This window comes from Nocardia sp. NPDC046473, assembly GCF_040645995.1.
GTDB lineage: Bacteria > Actinomycetota > Actinomycetes > Mycobacteriales > Mycobacteriaceae > Nocardia.
Map to the genome: position 1 here is coordinate 182,160 of NZ_JBEYZJ010000012.1, position 19,766 is coordinate 201,925.

Sequence of the window (19,766 nt, forward strand, 5' to 3'; positions counted from 1 at the left end):
GCGTCAGCCTGGCAGCAGCGCATTCGCGATACCGGTGTGCTGCTGCCCGACTCAGGGAGCGGTTTCGGGGAGGACGGTGAAGTGGCGGACGGTGCCGGAGAGGTTGGGCAGTTCGGTGGGGGCCGTCCAGGTGCGCAGGTCGGGGCTGTCGCTGTAGAAGTACCTGGGGTTGTTCTCGTCGTAGTCGTCGAAGTAGATTCGCCAGCCACCGTTGGGCATGGGGATGACGCACTGGCCCTCTCGGGGCGCGCCCCAGTTGGCCCAATCTCCGGTTGCGACAAAGACATACGGGCCGAGCGGGTCGCGAGCGACGGCGAGTTCGATGAGTTTGCTGGTTTCGTTCTTGGTGAAGGCGAAGTAGAAGCCGTTGTTGTGCACGATGGTGGTGTCGATGTAGCCGAAGCCGTAGCCGGAGGTTTCGCAGATCTTGTGGTCAGTCGGGGTCACGTAGCCGGGGGCAGGGCCGAGCCCGGCCAGCGGGGCCAGTGGCGTCCACGACCGCAGCGCCGGATCGGTCGCGGTCATCAGGTGCGGCGTGAAGCGGCAGCCGTCGGACAGGGACACGATGACATTGACCCGGCCCTGCGCGTCGACCAGCCATTCGGGTGCCCAGCTCGAGGTGACGTCGAAGCTGCCCACCTGAGTCGGATAGTCGTACATGTGCTGCCAGTCGACGCGGTTGGTGCTGCGCGCGAAGCCGATCGTCTGGCCCTCCCACCCGGTGGTGTAGGTCAGGTAGTAGACGCCGTCGACGTGCCGGAAGAGGCTCGGGTCGCGCAGCAGCCCGGCGGGTGGGCGGTACGCAGGGCCGCGCAGTAGCTGGAAGTTGGTCGCGTCGGTGGATTCGTAGACATACAAATCGGATTCGCTGTCGTTCGTGAACGCGGTCATCGTGTACCGCACCACCGGCCCGGCGGCCGCGGCGTGCTTCAGCGCCAGCAGGCTCGAGGGCAAACCTGCCGCCAACGCCAGCGCGGACCTGCGACTCACCGTCACCATTGCCACCTCCCGGATTATCCAGAGCATATTGCTATCGACCCGGCGACACGCCGCAGATGGCGTAGCACCGAGTGGACCGGCCTGGCGCTCCCGATCGGCCGTGATACCGCTGGCAGATCGAATGGCTGTGTCGGAGAACAAGTTACGCGGCCAATCTTGGCATCCTGCCCAAGACAGCGTGCCGTCGGACCTGCGACGCTCACAAGTGCCTCGCTCGTTCGCCGAATGCCCACTGTATGGAGTCGGAACCATGCCCGAGCCCGCAGACCGACCGCCCCTGGCGGAGCGCCCCTCACCGGCGCTGCCGACCGCCCGCGAACTCCTGGACGCGATGCACGACGTTGTCCCCGAACGACATCCGTCCGCGTCGATCCTGCGCGCCGCCTGTCTGCTCGCCGCAGTGGACGAGTGGATCCTCCGCCACCGCGTCGCGATCGAGCGCACCGCACCCGCCTCGCGCCGGGTGAACGGCCCCGGGATCGAGCGCGCGGCCCGCACCCTGCGCCGATATCTGCTCGAAGGCATCGCCGACGCGGCCCCCGGCGTCGACGGCGTCGGTAAGGCGGTGGACCAGCTGGCCGCCGCCTGGGTCGACTGGCGCAGTGTGACCGGCGACGACGACCCGCCCCGTCAGGCGGATACCCGGAAGGCCCTGATCGCCGCCTGTGACGCCTACAACGACCTTGCCGGGCATGTTCCGCACGAGCCGTAGCGCTGCCGGGAGCTCTCAGATGCCGAGGCCAGTCTTGAGTGTCGGCCACGAATCATGCAGGGCGTCTTGCCAATACGGCCAGGAATGGGTGCCGAGGGTGTTGTAGCGGATGGTGGCCGCGACATTGTGCAGGCGCAGGTCGGTGTCGAAGACCAGCGTGCAGTCGTGCACGACCTGTTCGATGGCGATGGCCGCGGTGAGGTCGGTGGGGTAGGAGTAGCTGGGATCGAACTCGAGGTCGTAAGGACCGGGGACTCCGCTGCCGGTGGACAGGTAGATGGGTTTGCCGCGCAGTGCGTCGGTGTGCTGGGTCGGGTCGTGCGCGGGCCATGCGGGGTTGGCGACGCCGCCCCACATGTTGTCGGCATTGCCGCCCTTGTCGGCGACGGTCGTGCGGACGGTGGCCTGCCCGAGGTTGCTCGAGTACAGGCAGCCGCTGTAGGCGGCGAGGGCCCGATAGAGCGTCGGGTGACGGAAGGTCAGCGTCGTCGCGGCCTGGGCGCCCATCGAGACGCCCGCCATGGCGTTGACGCCGTTGCCGTGCAACAGACTATCGACCAGCGGCGGAAGTTCCTGGGTCAGAAAGGTTTCCCACTTGTTGTGGCCGAGCTTGCGGTCGTCGTTGAGCCAGTCGGTGTAGAAGGTGCCGCCGCCGCCGACGGGCATCACGACGTTGGTTTCCTTGTCGGAGAAGAAGTTCACGATGTCGGTGCGCATGGTCCAGGTGCTCAGCGTCTGGGTTTCGGTCGACCCGTTTCCGTCGAGCAGGTAGAGGGTGGGGCGGGGTGCCGTCTGGTTTGCGGGGAGTAGCACGTCGAGCTGGACGATGCGACCCATCGCCGGTGATTGGACGTACACCTCTTCCCAGCGATCGGTGCGCTTGGTGATGTGATCGACCACGGCCTGCGCGCTCGCCCGGGGCGGCGTCGAGACCAGTGGCGCGACCACCGCAAGCGCTACCGCGACTGCCCAGGTGGCACGGCGATATCGCCGCATCGACTTCGAACCAGAACCGCATGTTGTCATCGGACCGTCCTCATTCGTACTGCTTCGCGGAAAATAGGCGAAGTAACCGTGATTCGGGATCGGCGCGGTTCTTGTTACCGATTCCCGTCAAGCGTTGTGCGCGTCGGCGTGTCACTTTTTGCGGAATGCAAGATTGCGTCTATCTGCGGTCGTGCGGTCAGTAGATCATTCCATCCGGAATCGCCACGAGGGAGCGGTCGGCTATGTAATCTGATGGGGTCCCACGAACTTCGGGACAGCTCCGCAGAGTGAGTCGTGGTCGCCCCTGCGGCTCACTATCGCTGTACACAGTCCAATGAGGTCCGGGAGACCCCCGGGCCTCATTGGTCGTGTAATCGGCGGCGGATATTTACGGCGCGGCCCGATGTAGTCGGGCAATTCAACGGCCCCAGCGAATCTTTGTGCCGAATTCTCCGATCCATACACGCCGTGTATCCGAATATGCCGTAGTGCCGACAAGTGTCTGACTTGCCATCGGCCGCATGTACCGCATTCGATACGACAAGGGGTTTACCTATGTTTCACAAATCCGCGACCGCCGCGGTGACCGGTCTGCTCGCCGTCGCTGCGACGCTCGCCGTCGCTACCGGCGCGGCCAATGCCGTCCCGGCGCAGCCATCGCCCAGCGGGAGCGCAGTGGCGCCCGCCGATCCCGCCGACGGAATGGACGCCGGCGTAAGCACGGAAGGTAAGGGCAAGGGCGGCAACGGGAAGGAGAAGGGCAAGGGTGGGAAGGGTGGCAAGGCGGATGAGGGAAAGACCGTCGATCCGGAAGTCGCTGCCACGCTCGATTCCGCCCTGCGGGACTTCCTGCGCCCCCCGAACGGCGGCGCCGAGATGGGACCGCTCGGCAAGACCTCGGACGAGTGGCTCGATCTTTTCCTCGGGCCCAAGCCGAGCCCCGGCGGCGGCACACCCAAGGCCAAAACGGTCAGGTGATGAGTTGAGCTGCCCGCGTTACTGATTCAACCGGCGGCAGGCAGGTCCACCTCGCTCCGATGAGCGATCGGACCTGCCTGTTGTCGATTCAGCCGAGAAAGTCGGTGTCCCAACCCATTCGGATGATGCGTCGACGACCCGTATAGAGCAGGCACGCGCTCTCCGCGAGCAGCAGCGCCCAGACGATGTGCCGACTTGCCGCGAGGCGCTTGGCTTTTGCCTTGGCGGATTCCGGTCGGAGGCGACCGTGGGTCGGATCGGTCGCGTCCGCTCGCACCGCCGTGCCCGCCCCGGCGGTGGGGCCCTTCGGCTTCGGCGAATTGCGGTGCGGGGGCGGCGGTTCGACGACATTGTCGGCGTTCGGGGCTTGGGTGTTCTGGTCCGGAATCGAGGCGAGCACGCTGTCCGGTTGGGCGACAACCGGTTTGGGTTGGGTCGGCGCGGGTAGCGCGCGGGAGAGCGCGATGAACCAGTCGGCGACGAATTGCACCGAAGGGCGGCCCGCGGCGACCGTGGTCAACGCGTAGGCGCCGTGCCGGGCCACCGCGTCCTGGTATTTGGACCAGACCTGGGTGTCGACGAGTTCGAGGTTGTCGCTGACCAGCCGCCCGATGGCATTGAACGCCTGGGTGACGACCTGGGTGAAGCGCGGCGCGGCGGAGCGTTTGGGCATCGCGGCGAACATCTTGGCGGCCAACGCGGCCAACCCGGCCAACGGATCCCGCGCGCCGATGGTGCCGATCTGGCAGACGTCCTCGGGGCTGAGGACGACACCGACGATGCTGGTCAGGGTGTTCAGCGTGATGGTCGCCAGGCGCAATGCGGCCGACTGTGCGGTCGGGTCGTCGATCACCGAGCGCGGGTCGGAGGCTTCGGCGAGCCGCTCGCTGAGCGACTTGTCGCGCGACAGCACGAGACTGCCGGGGGCCAGGCCGTGCAGGTCCTTGTCGACCACATCGGTCGTGGTCTTGGCGACGGTGGCGGCCAGTGCGTCGGAGATCGAGGACAGCGCGGTGAGCGGGTCGTCCAGTGGCAGCAGGGCCTGGCCCGCGATGTTGGTGATCATGTGCAGGATCGGCGCGTTCGAGGGGGAGTCGCAGGCCAGGTCGCCGTCGATGCAGAACGACGCGACGCGACCGGTGAGCGCGCCGAAGTCCGGGGCGAGGTCGCGCAGCGGTCCGATCCCGCCACCGGGGGCGGGCGCGGGCTGGGCCTGCAGCGCGGACAGATCCGCGGCCACCGTGCCCGGTGCGGGATCGGGGGCGAGTTTGCCTGCGGCACCGGGGAACAGCGAGGCGCCGGGGTAGCGGGTGGGGTCGGCGAGCAGGGCGACGCCGGCGATTCGGTCGGCCGGAATGGTGGATTGCCCGCGGCCGATCTCCTGGGCGAACAAGGAGGCGACGTGTGCGCCCTGGGAGTAGCCGACAAAGGCGAGGCGGGTGTTCTGGCATCGGTCGGCGACCGATTGCGCCATCGACCGCAGCTCCGTCAACCCGCCCGTCACCGATTGCGAGTACGGGACCGGGCCACCGGGCACGGCACCGCCGAAACCGGCTTCATAGGGAACATAGGCCCGATCGGTACGGTCGGGCTCGGCGGCCAGCATCGGCAGGAAGATCGATGACAGCATGCCGTGGTCGTCGGAGGGGTTCGCATCGGGGGAGGATTCGCCCGTACCGGGTACCCCGATGGCGTAAAGGGCTGGACAACGCAACGATTGGCCGGCCGCCGGCTCTGCCGCGACGATGCCGACTCCCGCGTTCATGGCGAAGGCCGTACCAGCGACGAGTGTTCCAAGTCTCCGAATACCTGTTCTGGAGAACAGCATTCGACGCAACGTCCCCACCTTCACATTGATCCGCTCGGCCTGAGGCTGGTTCTGGTCAGGAGAGTCTCCGGCGTCCGCCGGTCCGGGGTGGGCTTCGCCGCCACCCCGGACCGTGTCGAATCAGCCGCCGAGCAGCGCGGTTACGACGCTGGTGAGTCCCGAGGTGAGGGCGGTGACGACGGCGGTGAGGAGCGGTGCAAGCATGTTCTCCCTTTCGTTTTCATGTGGTTACGAGCCGCCCGGTCAGTCTTCGTGCGGTTGAATCCGGCACCAAGTCTGAAATGCCGGTGGTGCTCCGCTGCGAAAACTCCAGACGGCAGGAACAACCCGGGTGGGTGTCCAACGCTGACCATGTCGGGAACCGTCAGTGGCAGGCGTCGATAGTGTCTTCGTTGCCCAAGTGCGTTCGGATGGAAGAAATTTCGAACCAGTTTCGGACAGGCTGTGAGCAGGGGGAATACCTGCGGTCGCGGTTCGTGTCGGCGAGGAACGCGCCGACGCAGGTGTTTTGTCCTTTTGGGGACTGGTGCGTTAGCCTTCCTCGGCGATCCAGCTCGTGCTCTCGTTCGACAAATGACACCGATCCGTCAATGGCGTATCACAGGAGCAAGTCATGTTGAGTGGTCTCTTCGGTCTAGTGAACAGCGTGCTCGCGGTAACGGAGAACCTGGTGGGGATTCTTACCTTCGGCATTTTGGGCTAGGCGGCACGCGCGCATTTCCGTTGGCTCCGGAGTGAATTCGGACAATCCGGCGATGCGCGCACTCCGCATTCCGCGCTACCACACCCGCCGGGGTTCGCCGGCACACAATCGTCGATCGAGGAGGTTCGCTGTGGCGCGTCTGTCGAAGGAGCTGGCGGCGTTGGCGGTGCTGGCAGTCGTCATCTACTGCGCCGGAACGGATTCCCTGGCCTTCTGGAAGTCCGACGGCGGACCGAAGACCGCCGGTTCGGACTGGTTCGACGCCGAAGACGACGCGGAGCAGCTCGAGCACATCGGCGGGTTCCGTTGGTAGGCAAGGTTATTCCGCTGCTACCCGGCGGCGCCCGTGGGATCGCGGTGCTGGAGGCCGACGCCACCCGTGAACTGCTCGCTCAAGCCCATGCCAGGGCAAGCAGCGCGGCGGGCCGCGCCAGCGCCGCGGTCAAGCGAGCGGTGAACCGGGAGAAGGCCGTCGACCACGTCGCGCGTGCGCACAGTGCCGCGCGGGCCGTCGCCGCCGCGGATACCACCCGCGATGCCGCGTGGCACGCCTATGTCGCCGCCAACCACGCGATCAAGGCGACCTTCTACGCGGTCGTCACCGCCGATGCGGCGGTCACCGTCCAGGACGCGGCCGCCGCCGCGCTCGATGCCGCGAAGGCCGCCGCCTTCGCCCCCGACGACGTCACGGTCGCCGATGCCGCCGCGGCGGCCGAGGAGATCGCCGCGGGTGCCAGCAACGGGGCATACGGCGCCCCGCTTGTCGCGACGATCGCGCGGATCGGCCACCGCCTGTCCGTGAACTAGCCGCCGAAGGTGCGTTCCTCGGTCGATACTCGCCGCAGGGACCGAAGTTGACGGGGGTTCAGCAATTTTTCGGTTAAGTTCTCGGTTTATGCGCACATGGACTCGACGTGCCGCGGTAGCGCTCGCGGCCTCGATGGCCGCGCTGCTGGTGCCCGGCGTGGGTGTTGCTGCTCCGCCGGGACCTGTAGCGGGGGATTCCGCGCTGGGACCCGGGTTCCTGTGGGGTGTCGCGGAGTCCGGCTTCCAGTCGGAGGGGCACGCGCCCGGCGGCGCTGTGCCCGGTTCGGGCTCACTCAACTCGGGTTCACTCGATCCCGTTGTGCCACATCGAGATTCACCCGGCAACGATGCGCCCGACAGCAATTGGGTGCGCTACATCGAGAATCACCCGGAGTACGACAGATACCAGAGCTCGATCGACTTCTACAACCGGTACGCCGCCGATATCGATCTGGCGAAAGCGCTGGGCGTGAAGGTATTCCGGATCGGGATCGAGTGGGCGCGGCTGCAGCCGACGAGTCGGCTGGAGTGGGACGCCGACGGATTCCGCTTCTACGACAAGGTGATCGCCAAGATCATCAATTCGGGTATGCGCCCGATGCTCACCCTCGATCATTGGGTGTACCCGGGCTGGGCCTACGACGGAGCGTTCCATGGGCTGCATTCCGATACCCCCGACACCGGTTGGGACAACCCGGAGATGCTGGACGCCTGGCTGACCAACATGCGCAAGGTGGTAGACCGATACGCCCCGCGAAATCCGCTGTGGGTCACCATCAACGAGCCGGTCGCCTACATCATGCACGAGGTCCGCAACAACGCGACCAACCAGCAGCGGATGGAGGACAAGGTCGCGGACGCGCACAACCAGATCTACGACTACATCCACCGGCAGCGACCCGATGCCCAGGTGACCAGCAATATCGGCTACGTCGCAGGCATCGATGATCAGGTCAACGGCCCGTTGTTCGCGAAGATCCGGGACCGGCTCGACTACATCGGCGTCGACTACTACTTCGCCTTCGAACCGCCGATGTCGAGCCCGCCCGCCACCGTCCGGTCCATCGCGGCCGTCGGGGCGCCCGGCATGTGGAACCTGCCGATCCGGACCGAGGGCATTTACTATGCGGTGAAACGCTATTCGGACATGTTCCCGCAGGAGCCGGGCAAGCCGCGCATGCCGATCTACGTGGTCGAGAACGGGATGCCGACGGAGAACGCCAATTCCGACGACGGCAACCTCCCCGGCACCGGAAACTACAACCGCAGCGACCATTTGCGCGACACCGTCTACTGGCTGCAACGCGCCAAGGCCGATGGCGTGAATCTCATCGGTTACAACTACTGGAGCATCACCGACAACTACGAATGGGGCAGCTACAGCCCACGATTCGGCCTCTACACGGTGAATGTGCGCGACGATCCCAAGCTGGAGCGCCATCCGACCAAGGCGGTCGCCACCTACACCGAGACCATCGCGGCGGGCGGCGTCCCGGCCGACTATCGGCCCACCCGGCCGCCGTCCGGTTGCGCCGTCGTCGACCCGACCCCCGGCTGCGTCGACCTCGCGGTGCCCTGAGCGCGGCCCTACCCGCGCTCACCGACTTCCTCGTGGTGCGACGACCGCACCCTGACGTCGGGTTACCGGCTGCCCGCCACCAGCACCGCGATCAGCGCGATCGCGCCGGGCAGCGCCTGCACCACCAGGATGCGGCGGCTGGCGGTGGCGGCCCCGTAGCAGCCCGCGACCACGACGCAGGCGGTGAAGAAGATCATCGCGGCGTGTCCGACCGGGTCCGACGCGATGATGCCCCAGATCAACCCGGCCGCGAGGAACCCGTTGTACAGGCCCTGATTCGCGGCGAGCACCTTTGTCTGCTCGGCGAACTCGACCGTGCTGCCGAACGCCGCGCGCACCCGCGGCGTCGTCCACAGGAACATCTCCATCACCACGACGTAGACGTGCAGCGCCGCCACCAATCCGACCAGTACCTCGGCTACTACTCGCACGATCGACTCGCTTCCTCGTGTACAGGCCGGGACCTGCCCGGATGGCCGACTTCAGGATGACCGCCCGGCGGCCGATACCGAGGCAGGCGCGCGGTGCCGGCCGATCAACGCGGATATGGCACCTCGGACACCGCATTGTAGATGGAGACACCACCCCGATGCGGGTACCAAGCGTGGATCCCGTTGGGCGCCAGCACCATTCGCCCGTAGTGCGGACACTGATCCGGGACGGTGCGCGAGCGCGGTCAGCAAACAAAAACGGGATGCCCGGCATGGACATCCCGTTTATGCGATGAATGGAATTACCAGCTCACTCCACGACCTGCACGACATCACCGGGCTCGAGGTGGCGGTAGGTGGCCTCCGCGGCATCCGGGTTCATCCGGATACATCCGTGCGAGTTGGAATCGAGCGGTCCGATGTGGGTGGCGATATCACCGTCGAAGAAGACGGCCCACTCCATCGGCGCGTTGTGCATTGTGCTCCAGAAATGCTCGCGCTTGAAAGAGACGTTGAAGACGCCGACGTGCGATTCGTATCCCGGCCTGCCGATCTCGATCGGCTGCGGACCATAGATGGTCTTGCCGTCCTCCATCAGCCACATTTCCTTGGTCGACAGGCGCATGCACGCGCGCGTCTTCGCCGCGGTGCACGGCGCGTAGACCGGTGCGGGTGGTGGCGGCTGAATGATGGCAGGAACGCCGGGAATATCCGGTCCGCCCGGCCATAGCGGTTCGGCCTGCGCGGTTGCTGTCATTGCGAATCCGGCAATCGCGACTCCGGTGAGTACCGCGAATCTTGCCGACCAATCTCTGAAACGCTTGCTGCTCATCAAATTCAGGCCTCTCTTCGCCTTGCCGCCACGCTCGTGCCGAATGCCAGGGTGATAGGAGTACCTCGTCGCAAGAAACTGGTGAATGCGAGGTGATAGGGATCATGGCGGACGTTGCGCGCCGGGTCAATCGCGGCGCGCAGACGTTTCACTATCCGAACAATCCGCCGAGCGCGCCGCCGCTCTGTCCGGCCTGCTGGCCGCCGCCGGTGCCGCCGATGAGACCGCCGGGCGGCAGCTCCGAGGGCTGCACGATGACGAAGCCGCGTCCGGAGAAGGCCAGCGTGAGCCCCTCCCCGGTGCTGCGGCCGATCAACCGGCCGAGGCCGAACGAATCGTTGCGCTTGATTCCGGTCTGCAGGCTCGACGACCAGGCCACCGCGGCCTGCGGATCGGCGTAGGTCGGCTGATCGACCTGGAGCACCACCGGCGAGCCGTGCGTGGTGATGGCGATCCGGCCGCGCCCGGTGAACACGCAGTTGAAAAGCCCGGCGTTGCTGGCGATGCCGGCCGCGCCCTGCACCCGGGCGATCCGGTAGGACAGGCTGGTGTCGAAGGCGAGCACGTTGGAGCCGTTGATGGTGAGGCCGTCGCTGCCGTCGAGGTCGATGATGTGCACGTCGGCGGCGCTGTCGGCGAGGAACAGGTCGCCGCGGCCGGAGACGTTCATCAGCGGCACACCCTCACCGGTGAGCCGCTGGGTGATGGCGCGGCCGATGCCGCCGGAGCCGAGCGCCTTGAACTGCATGTCGCCCTGGTAGGCGACCATGGAACCGGCCCGAGCCAGCACCTCACCGTTGACGGCGACCTTGATCATCTTGCCGCCCTGCTTCTGGATGCCGACGCCGGTGACTTCGGCGTGGTTCGGGTTGAACAGATCGCTCTGCATCGGCAGTGCTCCTTGCTGAGGTGATGACGGCGCGGGTGGTGCGTAGGCGGGGGCCGACGGGTACGACGTCGGGGGCGCGGGCGGCGGGTAGTTCGGCGCGGCCTGCGGTGGGTAGTTCGGCGCCGAAACCGATGCGGCGGCAGGTGGATTCGGTGCGGCGGGGGCTTCGGGCTCGTCGTCGATGTGCACGCCGAACGCTGTCGCGATGCCGGCCAGCCCGTTGTCGTACCCCTGGCCGACCGCGCGCACCTTCCAAGCGCCACCGCGGCGATAGATCTCCACGCACACCACGGCGGTTTCGGTGGTGAGCCCGTCCATCGGGAAAGTCAGTGCCCCCGAATCGGATCCGATCGTGGCGAGCAGCGTGCCCGCGGCGGCGAAGGTGGGCGGTCCGCTGCCGTCGAGGCTGGCGGTGACCACCACCTTGTCGACATCCGGTGGCAGCGCGCTGGTCTGCACGTCGACCATGTCGCCACGACCGCTGCCGTGTCGATAGGTGACGCCGGGACCGACCGGCTGATTGAAGAACACGAAGTCGGCATCGGTGCGGACCCGTCCGTCCGCGTTGAGCAGCAGCGCGGAGACGTCGACGCCGGCCGAGCAGGTGACGGTCACCGTCATCCGGTCGGCGGGCGCGGGCCGGTTCTCGCCGCGGGCGAGGGCGGTCACCGCGGACCGGCCCGGTCGTCGGCGATCGGCCCGAATGGCATGCGATTCACGCCGTCAAGTGTGTCCCGAGTCGGGGCCGCGCGCTACCGAGTCGGCCGCACGCCACGCCGAATCGTTAGCTGACGGAGGTTGTCGCCGGTCGTTTCCGGGCGATGGCGACGCCGACCGCGAAGGTCGCCGCGACGATGGCCAGCAGGGTGGTCGCGACGATCGTCGAGCCGCCGACCAAGGTGGTGAAATTGTCGATGACCAGGGCTGTCACCACCAGCAACCCGGCGGTGCCGAGGGTCGGTGCGAACACGGTGTGCCAGCGACGGCGGTCCAGTCCGGTGCGGCGGAAGAAGGCGATGACGGCGACGCTGGTGAGCAGCATCAGCAGCAGGATGGCAACCGTGGCCAGGCCGGACATCCAGGTGAACAGGTGTCGCACCGGGTCCGCGCCCGCGAGGGCGAACGTGCCGACGACCATTGCCGCCGACAGGGTTTGGGCGAGCGAAGCCTTGTGCGGGGAGCCGTGGCGCGGATGGATGTGGCCGAGGGCCGGGTGGCCGACGCTGTCGCGGGCGAGTGCGTAGCCGTAGCGGGAGATCGCGTTGTGGAATGCGAGCAGGGCGGCGAACAGGCTGGTCACCAGCAGGATCGACATGAGGTCGGCGGCGGATTCGCCGAGGAACAGCCGCGCGGCGGTGAAGGTCAATCCTTCGGGGTCCTCGCCCGCGGCCGCCGCGACGTCGTCGCTGCCGAACGCGAGCACCACCGCCCAGCTGGCCACCGCGTACAGCGCGCCGATCGTGAGCACCGCGAGGTAGGTGGCCCGCGGGATGGTGCGGCGCGGAGTGCGGGTCTCCTCGCCGTAGATCGCGGTGGCCTCGAAGCCGATGAACGACGCGATGGCGAACATCAATGCCACGCCGGGGGATCCGTCGAAGAACGCTGACGGAGTGAAGGAGACGGTGTCGAGGCCGTGCGCGCCACCTCGAACCAGCACGGCGGCGGACAACGCGACGATGATGCCGATCTCGACCACGAGCAGCACGCCGAGAACCTTTGCGCCGAGCTCGATGTTGCGATAGCCGAGCACCGCGACGACCGCCATCAGCGCGAAAGCGTAGAGGTACCAAGGTAAATCGGGACCACCGTAGTGCGCGACGAGCTCCTCGACCGTCGATGCCGCCAGACCGTAGATCCCGGCCTGGATGGCGGTGTAGGTGAGCAATGCCAGCCCGGCCGCGCCGATTCCGGCGCTGCTGCCGAGACCGCTGCGGACGTAGGCGTAGAACGCGCCCGCCTCGTCCAGATGACCACTCATCGCCGCGTATCCGACGCTGAACACGAGTAGGACGGCCGCCGCGACAAGATAGGCGGTCGGCGCGCCCGCCCCGTTGCCGAGTCCGATCATCAGCGGCAGCGCGCCGCCGACGGCGGTCAGCGGCGCGGCGGCCGCGATGACCAGGAACACGATCCCCGTCACCCCGATCGAACCGCGTAATCGTGTACCGGCAGTGGGTGATTCAGTCATCGGGAGCTCCATGGCAGCAACTGGTCGACGCCGCACCGTGGCTGGTGCGCGGCACATCGAGGGTGGGATTGCGGTCGAAGAAGCCGACCGGCTTGAGCACGAATCCGGTGTAGTCGACCGGCATGATCGGCCAGTCCTCCGGTCGCGGAAAATGCGTGAGGCCGAACGTGTGCCACACGACCAGGTCTTCGTTGTCGAGCGGTCGATCGGCGGCGACGTACTCCGGAAGACCGGCGCCGCCCGGGTGCTGATTCACGAAATCGCCTGCGGCATAACGCTGTGCGGGATCGTAGCGGGTGACCCAGAGGCTCTTCGTCGCGAAGGCGGCCCGCTTGGCGATCGGTGCTGCGTCGTCGGCGAGCAGCGTTTCCTTGCCCTCCGGGTACAGCACATAAGAGACGGGAAGGCCGAGGCGGTTGAGTATGTCGGGATTGCTGATCCGCCAGGTGCGGCCGACGCGGTTGTCCGCGAGCCGCTGCGCCGCGGATTCGCGCGCGAGCGTGCTGCGCTGCAGCGTGAAAGCGTTGCCGTGCGGGTTGTCCGGGCCGATCGGGACGCGGACGCTGTCCACCTCTTCGACGCGATTGCGATGCCCGTCGACCATCATGTCGAGTCGGGCGCTGAACAGATGTTGGTGATGTGGCGCGCCGAGGCCGGGGGCCACTTGAGTGGAGAACGGGTGATCGGGGCCGGGATAGGCTGCGGTGAAGACGATTCCGGTCGCCTTCACCTCGAACCCGATGGTGCCGTCGAGGTACAGGTACCAGAAGAAGCCGTAGTCGTAGTTGCCCACCGTGGTGAAGAACGAGATCACCAGCCTGCGCTGCCTGCGCACCTCGCGCGACCCGGTCCACAAGTCCGTGTGCTTCCACAGCACGCCGAAGTCCTCCTCGTGCATGCAGATCGCGTTGTGCAGCACGCGGGGATTGCCGGTCTCGTCGGCGATGACCGCGTCGAAATAGGTGATGTCGCCGAGGCAGTCGCAGCCGAGCTCGAGCGCGTTGGCGTAGCGTCCGACGAGGTACTCGCCGGTGTCGAAGTAGTTCTGCCAGGAGCGGATCGGCGACGGATCGGCATAGGGCACCACCATTTCCGCGATGGACGCGCGGTGGATGATCGGCCGGACCCGGCCGTTATCGTGAAAACCGAGCTGGTGCAGGACAAGTCCCTCGCGGGCGTCGAAACCCACTCGCACCGACCACTTTTCCCATTCGACGAGATTGCCGTGCACGGTGAAACTCGGTCCGTGCGGCTGGGTGATCTCGATCGGCTTTTGCGTGGTGCGCAGCGGACCGGTGACGGCGGGGTCGTCGAAGTTCCCGGATTCCTGTGGAATGTCGACCGGCCCGGTGTCGAGCACCCGCAATACTGTGCGGGCCATTACGTCGACGAAGGCCACCAGCCCGTCGATCGGATGCGCCCAGGGATGGTCCTGCTCGTGCTGTTGGTGGAACGCCAAGCCGCGCAGAATGCGGCGGCCCTGCTCACCCGCGTAGTCGAACACTCCCGCCGACAGCGGGGCGACCCGCACCTGTGTGACGTCGAGCCCGCGGGCGGCCAGTGCGGCCAACCACTCGGGATCGTCCGCCAGTACCGCCTCGACCAGCTCGAACTCCTCGTCGAGCACGGGCAGCTGGCCGTCGACGACCGCGTCCAGGGTGCGCTGCGCGAGCACCGCCCCGCTGCCGAGCGACACGAGCAGATCGATGGCGTTGGGGCGGTCGATGTCGTGCAGCAGCACCCGGAAGCGGCGATCCAATGCGCCGGACCAGTGGTAGACCTCGTATTTGTCCGGCTCGTCCAGTCCGACGTAGACGAAACGTGTTGTCGGCCCGATCAGCCCGGCGTTCGCGACGACGGCGCGCACCGCGGCGATCTCCGCCTCGGTGGGCAGGGCGAGCGGATGATCGGCACGTCCCGGTGTGAGCGCGGGCATGGCCCCTCCATCTCAATGCGGTGAATGTGGGAAACACGGGGGTTGTTCGCCGAGAAGTTGCGTCCGCTCATCATATCCAGCAACTATTCGGACAATTGGGTCGAAAATGCTACATCCCTGTTCCTACATTTGATGGTTGAGAATGGCGGGCATTAGTTGCGGCGTAGCGAGTCAGAAGTTACGGAGCAGCAAATCATTTCTCGCCGGTCGTCCCGGTGAGGTGTGAGAACTGATCCTTGACGGTTAGCAACCGATCGGTTGCAATGTAGGAGTGAGCTACGACACGATCATCAAGGCCGGGCGCTGGTTCGACGGCGCCGGTTCGCCCTCCGGCACGCGCCACCTCGGACTTCGCGGCGATCGTGTCGTCACGGTGTCGGTGGAGCCGCTCGACGAGACGGGCTGTCCGAATGTCATCGACGCCGCGGACAAGTGGGTGGTCCCCGGGATGATCGACATCCACACGCACTACGACATCGAGGTGCTGAAGACGCCCGAGCTCGCCGAGTCGGTGCGGCACGGCATGACGACGGTGCTGCTCGGGTCGTGTTCGCTGTCGACCGTGCACGTCGGGGCGGTCGAGGCGGGTGATCTGTTCGGCCGGGTGGAGGCGATCCCGCGGCGGCACGTCATCGAGGCCATCGAGGAGACCAAGACCTGGCACTCGGCGCGGGAGTACATCGCGGCGCTGGAGGAGCTGCCGCTCGGCCCGAATATCGCTGCCATGCTGGGTCATTCGGATATCCGGACGGCGCAGATGGGACTCGATCGCGCTACCCGCAAGGAGGTCCGTCCCACGGCGGCCGAACAGGCGGCCATGGAATCGGCGCTGAACGAGGCGCTCGACGCCGGATTCGTCGGAATGTCGGCCCAGCAGCTGCTTTTCGACAAGCTCGACGGTGACACCTGCCGCTCACGCACGCTGCCGTCCACCTACGCCAAGGCGCGAGAACGGCGTCGCCTCAACGCGATTCTGCGTCGTCGTCGGCGGGTACTGCAGGCCGGCCCCGACATCGCCTCGGTGCGCAGCATCGCCGCGATGACGCTGAGCAGCTTGGGCATCTTCCGTAAACGCCTGAAGACCACGCTGCTGTCGGCCGCGGACATCAAGGCGAATCCGACCCTGGTCTACATCATGGGACCGATCGCGCGCGCACTGAACGCGCTGGGCGGCGACTTCCGCTGGCAGCACCTACCGGTGCCGTTCGAGGTGTACGCCGACGGCATCGACCTGGTGATCTTCGAGGAGTTCGGCTCGGGCGCCGCGGCGCTGCATCTGGCCGACCAGGTCGAGCGCAACGCGCTGATGCAGGACGAGTCGTATCGGCGACGGTTCCGCAAGGACTACGACTCGAAGTTCGGGCTGCGGGTCTGGCACCGCGACTTCTTCGACGCCGAGATCGTCGCCTGCCCAGACGATTCCGTGGTCGGCCAGACATTCGGGCAGGTCGGTCTCGATCGTGGCGGAGTGCACCCGGTGGACGCGTTCCTCGACCTGGTGGTCGCGCATGGCACCAAACTGCGTTGGCGCACCACGATTTCCAACCATCGGCCGAAGTTCCTGACCAAGCTCGGCGCGGATCCCGGTGTGCAGCTGGGCTTTTCCGATGCGGGCGCGCACCTGCGGAACATGGCGTTCTACAACTTCGGGCTCCGTTTCCTGCGCCGTGTGCGCGACGCCGAGCAGTCCGGCGCGCCGTTCATCTCGCTGGAGCGCGCGGTGCACCGGCTGACCGGTGAGCTCGCCGATTGGTACGGCATCGACGCGGGCCACCTGCGCGAGGGCGATCGGGCGGACCTGGTGATCATCGATCCCGCGCATTTGGACGCCGCGCTGGACGCCTATGCCGAAAGCACGGTCGCGCAGTATGACAATCTGTCTCGCATGGTGAATCGCAATGACGGGGCGGTCTCGGCCGTCTTCATCGGCGGCAAGTACGTCTTCGGCGACGGCACGCCCGCACCGATCCTCGGCAGCGACCGTACCGGACGCTTCCTCAGGTCCCAGGTGCGGTGACCGAGCCGCGCCGCACCCAAGCCCAGCGCCGCGCCGCCACGATCGGCAAACTCGTCGAGGCCACCATCGAGGCGATCGCCGAGGTCGGCTACCACAATGCCTCGCTCGGCGAGATCGCCCGCCGGGCGGGCGTGTCCAAGGGCGGCATCTTCCGGCACTTCGACTCGCGCACCGACCTGGTGGTGGCCGCCGCCGAAGAGGTCGGCCGCAGGCACATGCGCGCGTTCGACAACATCCACCCGCGCGAAAGCACCGACCAGTCACTGGATTTGACGGACATCCTGCACCGCGCCCGCAATCAGATCCGCCAGGAAACCAACACGGTCTGGTTCGAGCTGCTCGTCGCCGCGCGCACCGAGCCGGAGCTGCGGGCCAGGCTCGCCCCGGTCGCCGAGGCGCTGCTCGACGATGTCGAGCGGGTCGCGATCGCGGCGCTGTCGCCCGCTGTCCCGCCCGACGTCGCCCGCCTGCTGGCCACCTCGATTGTGCACATGTTCGACGGCGAGGCCATCTTCCGCTCCACCTATCCGCGGCCCGAGCTGGAGGACGCGCGAATCGAGTACGTGGCGAGCACTTTTCAGCGGTTGGCGGGGGAGATCCGCGTCGAATCGGGCACCTGAGCGGCCGACCGGACATTGATTATGGACTATTGCATAATCAATACTCCTGTTGTTGACTGAGCTCATGGCCGACACCGTTACCGTCGAACGCGACGGACATGTCCTGCTCATCGGACTCAACCGCCCGGACAAGCGCAACGCCTTCACCCTCGACATGCTCGCCGACCTGTCCCGCGCGTACGCCCTGCTCGAGCACGACGACGAGCTTCGTGCCGGTGTCCTGTACGGGCACGGCGACCATTTCACCGCGGGCCTCGATCTGGTCGACGTCGCGCCAGCGCTGGCGACGGGCGCGATCAGCCTGCCCGAGGACGGTCTGGATCCGTGGCGGCTGAACTACAACTGGACCAAGCCGGTGATCGCGGTGGCGCAGGGTTGGTGCATGACGCTCGGCATCGAACTGCTGCTGGCCGCCGACATCCGGATCGCCGCCGAGGGCACCCGGTTCAGTCAGCTGGAGGTTCGGCGCGGCATCTACCCGTTCGGCGGTGCGACACTGCGGTTTTGGCGTGAAGCGGGCTGGGGCAACGCCATGCGCTGGGTCCTCACCGGCGCCGAATTCGACGCCGCCGAGGCCCACCGCATCGGCCTGATCCAGCAGATCGCCCCCGACGCCGCATCGGCCCTCGCCGCCGCACGCACCCTCGCCACCGAAATCGCCGAGGACTCAGCCCCATTGGGCGTCCGCACCATCCTCGCCTCCGCCCACCGGGCCCGCGACGAAGGCAACGCCGCCGCCGCCGAACACCTGGTCGACGACGTCACCAAGCTGTTCGCAACGGCCGACGGCGCGGAGGGCATCCAGTCGTTCATTGAGCGCCGGAAGGCGAACTTCACCGGAAAGTGACGCACCGTAAGGCTTTTCGGCTGCCACACGGAATTCTGCCGCTCAGGACAGGCGCATATCCATCTGGATGGTGGTGCCGTGTACGCCGGTGTGGATGCGGACCAGGTCGGTGAGGTGGTTGACGAGAAGCAGGCCGCGGCCACCGAATTGGAATGGTTGTGGTGGTACCCGGCCGGCCAGTGGGTTGGTGATGTGGCCTGCGTCGCGGACCTGGGCGCGCAGTTGCCTACCGTCGATCCAGAGGGCCAGGGTGCCGCTGCCGCCGCCGTGTACCACCGAGTTGGTGATGGTTTCGGCGATGACCAGTTCCAGATCGATGATGCGGTCCTCGACCATGCCCGCCTGGCGGGCGTATTCGCCCGCCCGGTGCCGGGTTTCGGTGAGCGAGGTGGCATCGAAGGCGAAGACGGAAGCGATCGCGGGCGGCGGGGACAGCGGTTTGTTGTACGAGGCGACGATGCGGTCGGGATCGTATGCGCCACTGGGGCGTTCGCCGCTGCGGTCGATCAGGGTCGGGTGCGTCGCGTGCGCGTCGACCAGCACGGTCGGGTCCAGGCGTTCGGTGTCGTAGGGGCACAGGATGGTGACTTCGCGACCGGTGAACGCGGCATTGATCAGCGCCTCGTGCTGGACGCACGCCGGATATTCCGTCGCGGAGCGCCCGGCCCAGATGGGTTCGCCGATGATCCGCACCCGACCGGTCGGATAGGTGTCGGCGAACGCACGCAGCACACCGGGAATGATCCGGCCGGGGTTGCGCCCTTCGACGGTCATGTCCATCAGCTTGACCGCGTCGGCGTCGGGGCCGAGTTCGGCGCGAATCAATTCCAGGTTCGGTCCGGGGACCGACACCGCCACAGGTTCGTTGTTGGCCAATCCTTCCCGGATGAACCCGACGGTGCCCGCCAGGTACTCCTCGGTGTCGCGGTAGAACAGTGCCGGATGCACGAAGGGATCGGCTTCGAGTGGTCCGGCGGCGGTGGCGGTCATGGGCGGTCTACCTCGATTGTCGGGAGCGACGGCCAGAACAGCTCCAGTATGCGGACCAGCGTCTCGGGCGGGTTGTGCAGCACGACTCGGCGGCCCTGCGCCGCTTGATGTGTGGCTTCCACCAGTATCAGCGTGCCGTGCGTGTCGATGAAGGTCAGCTCGGACAATTCCAAGTGGATGTCGGGGGTGCCGGGTAGCTCGGCCAGGGCGGTCTCCCACGCGTCATGCGTCGAGAGATCGATCTGACCGACGCAGCGTAGGCCAGGCGGTCTGCTGGTCGAAAACGTCCGCAGCCTGGTCGAATCCGGCGAAATAGCGGGAACCCGATCGGCGGGTCTCGCTGGCTCGGCCTGCACCCTCGCACCACCCCTTCTGCCCGTCGCGGCAGGGAAACTACCTATGCAAGATACGCTCTCACCGAGC

Annotated in this window: 18 protein-coding genes; 8 read left to right on the forward strand and 10 right to left on the reverse strand. The window is 66.9% G+C overall.

Going from position 1 to position 19,766, the window contains the following annotated elements; translation table 11 throughout:
- Positions 1 to 51: 51 nt before the first annotated feature.
- Entirely contained in the window at positions 52 to 999 is a 948-nt protein-coding gene (locus ABZ942_RS37985; RefSeq protein WP_357390897.1) for a glycoside hydrolase, read from the reverse strand.
- 250 nt (positions 1,000 to 1,249) lie between these two features.
- On the opposite strand from ABZ942_RS37985, the gene ABZ942_RS37990 reads away from it, so the two are divergent.
- On the forward strand, positions 1,250 to 1,711 hold the full coding sequence (locus ABZ942_RS37990) for a hypothetical protein (protein WP_357390899.1): 462 nt from the start codon (positions 1,250 to 1,252) through the stop codon (positions 1,709 to 1,711).
- Positions 1,712 to 1,726: 15 nt separating this feature from the next.
- Here ABZ942_RS37990 and ABZ942_RS37995 read toward each other — a convergent pair whose 3' ends face one another.
- A complete protein-coding gene (locus tag ABZ942_RS37995; RefSeq protein ID WP_357390900.1) occupies positions 1,727 to 2,707 on the reverse strand; it encodes an alpha/beta hydrolase family protein in 981 nt (326 codons plus the stop codon).
- 546 nt (positions 2,708 to 3,253) lie between these two features.
- Here ABZ942_RS37995 and ABZ942_RS38000 point away from each other — a divergent pair.
- The gene (locus tag ABZ942_RS38000) at positions 3,254 to 3,676 is read left to right on the forward strand and encodes a hypothetical protein (protein WP_357390902.1); all 423 of its coding nucleotides are present in this window, start codon (positions 3,254 to 3,256) and stop codon (positions 3,674 to 3,676) included.
- A gap of 88 nt (positions 3,677 to 3,764) precedes the next feature.
- Here ABZ942_RS38000 and ABZ942_RS38005 read toward each other — a convergent pair whose 3' ends face one another.
- Entirely contained in the window at positions 3,765 to 5,441 is a 1,677-nt protein-coding gene (locus tag ABZ942_RS38005) for a cutinase family protein (protein ID WP_357390904.1), read from the reverse strand.
- Between the two features lie 896 nt (positions 5,442 to 6,337).
- Here ABZ942_RS38005 and ABZ942_RS38010 point away from each other — a divergent pair.
- The 3 genes from ABZ942_RS38010 to ABZ942_RS38020 all read left to right on the forward strand — a co-directional run bounded on the left by ABZ942_RS38010 (position 6,338) and on the right by ABZ942_RS38020 (position 8,593).
- The gene (locus tag ABZ942_RS38010; protein ID WP_357390906.1) at positions 6,338 to 6,520 is read left to right on the forward strand and encodes a hypothetical protein; all 183 of its coding nucleotides are present in this window, start codon (positions 6,338 to 6,340) and stop codon (positions 6,518 to 6,520) included.
- Positions 6,514 to 7,014, forward strand: coding sequence for a hypothetical protein (locus ABZ942_RS38015; protein WP_357390907.1), 501 nt, complete (start codon positions 6,514 to 6,516; stop codon positions 7,012 to 7,014). Before ABZ942_RS38010 ends, ABZ942_RS38015 begins: the two co-directional genes overlap by 7 nt.
- 88 nt (positions 7,015 to 7,102) lie before the next feature.
- A complete protein-coding gene (locus ABZ942_RS38020; RefSeq protein WP_357390909.1) occupies positions 7,103 to 8,593 on the forward strand; it encodes a family 1 glycosylhydrolase in 1,491 nt (496 codons plus the stop codon).
- A 62-nt stretch (positions 8,594 to 8,655) separates the two neighbouring features.
- On the opposite strand, the gene ABZ942_RS38025 is transcribed toward ABZ942_RS38020, so the two are convergent.
- The 5 genes from ABZ942_RS38025 to ABZ942_RS38045 form a co-directional block, all read right to left on the reverse strand.
- Positions 8,656 to 9,024 carry a DUF1304 domain-containing protein gene (locus ABZ942_RS38025; protein WP_357390911.1) on the reverse strand — a complete coding sequence of 123 codons (369 nt, stop codon included), beginning with the start codon at positions 9,022 to 9,024 and terminating at the stop codon, positions 8,656 to 8,658.
- A 310-nt stretch (positions 9,025 to 9,334) separates the two neighbouring features.
- A complete protein-coding gene (locus ABZ942_RS38030) occupies positions 9,335 to 9,781 on the reverse strand; it encodes a L,D-transpeptidase (RefSeq protein WP_357390913.1) in 447 nt (148 codons plus the stop codon).
- 226 nt (positions 9,782 to 10,007) lie between these two features.
- Entirely contained in the window at positions 10,008 to 11,414 is a 1,407-nt protein-coding gene (locus ABZ942_RS38035; protein ID WP_357390915.1) for an AIM24 family protein, read from the reverse strand.
- A 115-nt stretch (positions 11,415 to 11,529) separates the two neighbouring features.
- Positions 11,530 to 12,933, reverse strand: coding sequence for an APC family permease (locus ABZ942_RS38040; protein WP_357390917.1), 1,404 nt, complete (start codon positions 12,931 to 12,933; stop codon positions 11,530 to 11,532).
- A complete protein-coding gene (locus ABZ942_RS38045) occupies positions 12,926 to 14,869 on the reverse strand; it encodes a primary-amine oxidase (protein WP_357390919.1) in 1,944 nt (647 codons plus the stop codon). The genes ABZ942_RS38040 and ABZ942_RS38045 overlap by 8 nt, the downstream gene beginning before the upstream one ends.
- Positions 14,870 to 15,140: 271 nt before the next feature.
- On the opposite strand from ABZ942_RS38045, the gene ABZ942_RS38050 reads away from it, so the two are divergent.
- The 3 genes from ABZ942_RS38050 to ABZ942_RS38060 all read left to right on the forward strand — a co-directional run bounded on the left by ABZ942_RS38050 (position 15,141) and on the right by ABZ942_RS38060 (position 18,353).
- Positions 15,141 to 16,886: an amidohydrolase family protein gene (locus ABZ942_RS38050; RefSeq protein WP_357390921.1), complete on the forward strand. Its 1,746-nt coding sequence runs from the start codon at positions 15,141 to 15,143 to the stop codon at positions 16,884 to 16,886.
- Positions 16,883 to 17,506 carry a TetR/AcrR family transcriptional regulator gene (locus tag ABZ942_RS38055; RefSeq protein ID WP_357390923.1) on the forward strand — a complete coding sequence of 208 codons (624 nt, stop codon included), beginning with the start codon at positions 16,883 to 16,885 and terminating at the stop codon, positions 17,504 to 17,506. Before ABZ942_RS38050 ends, ABZ942_RS38055 begins: the two co-directional genes overlap by 4 nt.
- A gap of 64 nt (positions 17,507 to 17,570) precedes the next feature.
- The gene (locus ABZ942_RS38060; RefSeq protein WP_357391172.1) at positions 17,571 to 18,353 is read left to right on the forward strand and encodes a crotonase/enoyl-CoA hydratase family protein; all 783 of its coding nucleotides are present in this window, start codon (positions 17,571 to 17,573) and stop codon (positions 18,351 to 18,353) included.
- Between the two features lie 42 nt (positions 18,354 to 18,395).
- Here the strand turns inward: ABZ942_RS38060 and ABZ942_RS38065 are convergent, their stop codons facing one another.
- Together ABZ942_RS38065 and ABZ942_RS38070 are read right to left on the reverse strand one after the other, a co-directional pair.
- Complete coding sequence (locus tag ABZ942_RS38065; protein ID WP_357390925.1) at positions 18,396 to 19,343, reverse strand: sensor histidine kinase; 948 nt, start codon at positions 19,341 to 19,343, stop codon at positions 18,396 to 18,398.
- Positions 19,340 to 19,699: an STAS domain-containing protein gene (locus ABZ942_RS38070; RefSeq protein ID WP_357390927.1), complete on the reverse strand. Its 360-nt coding sequence runs from the start codon at positions 19,697 to 19,699 to the stop codon at positions 19,340 to 19,342. The genes ABZ942_RS38065 and ABZ942_RS38070 overlap by 4 nt, the downstream gene beginning before the upstream one ends.
- Positions 19,700 to 19,766 lie beyond the last annotated feature (67 nt).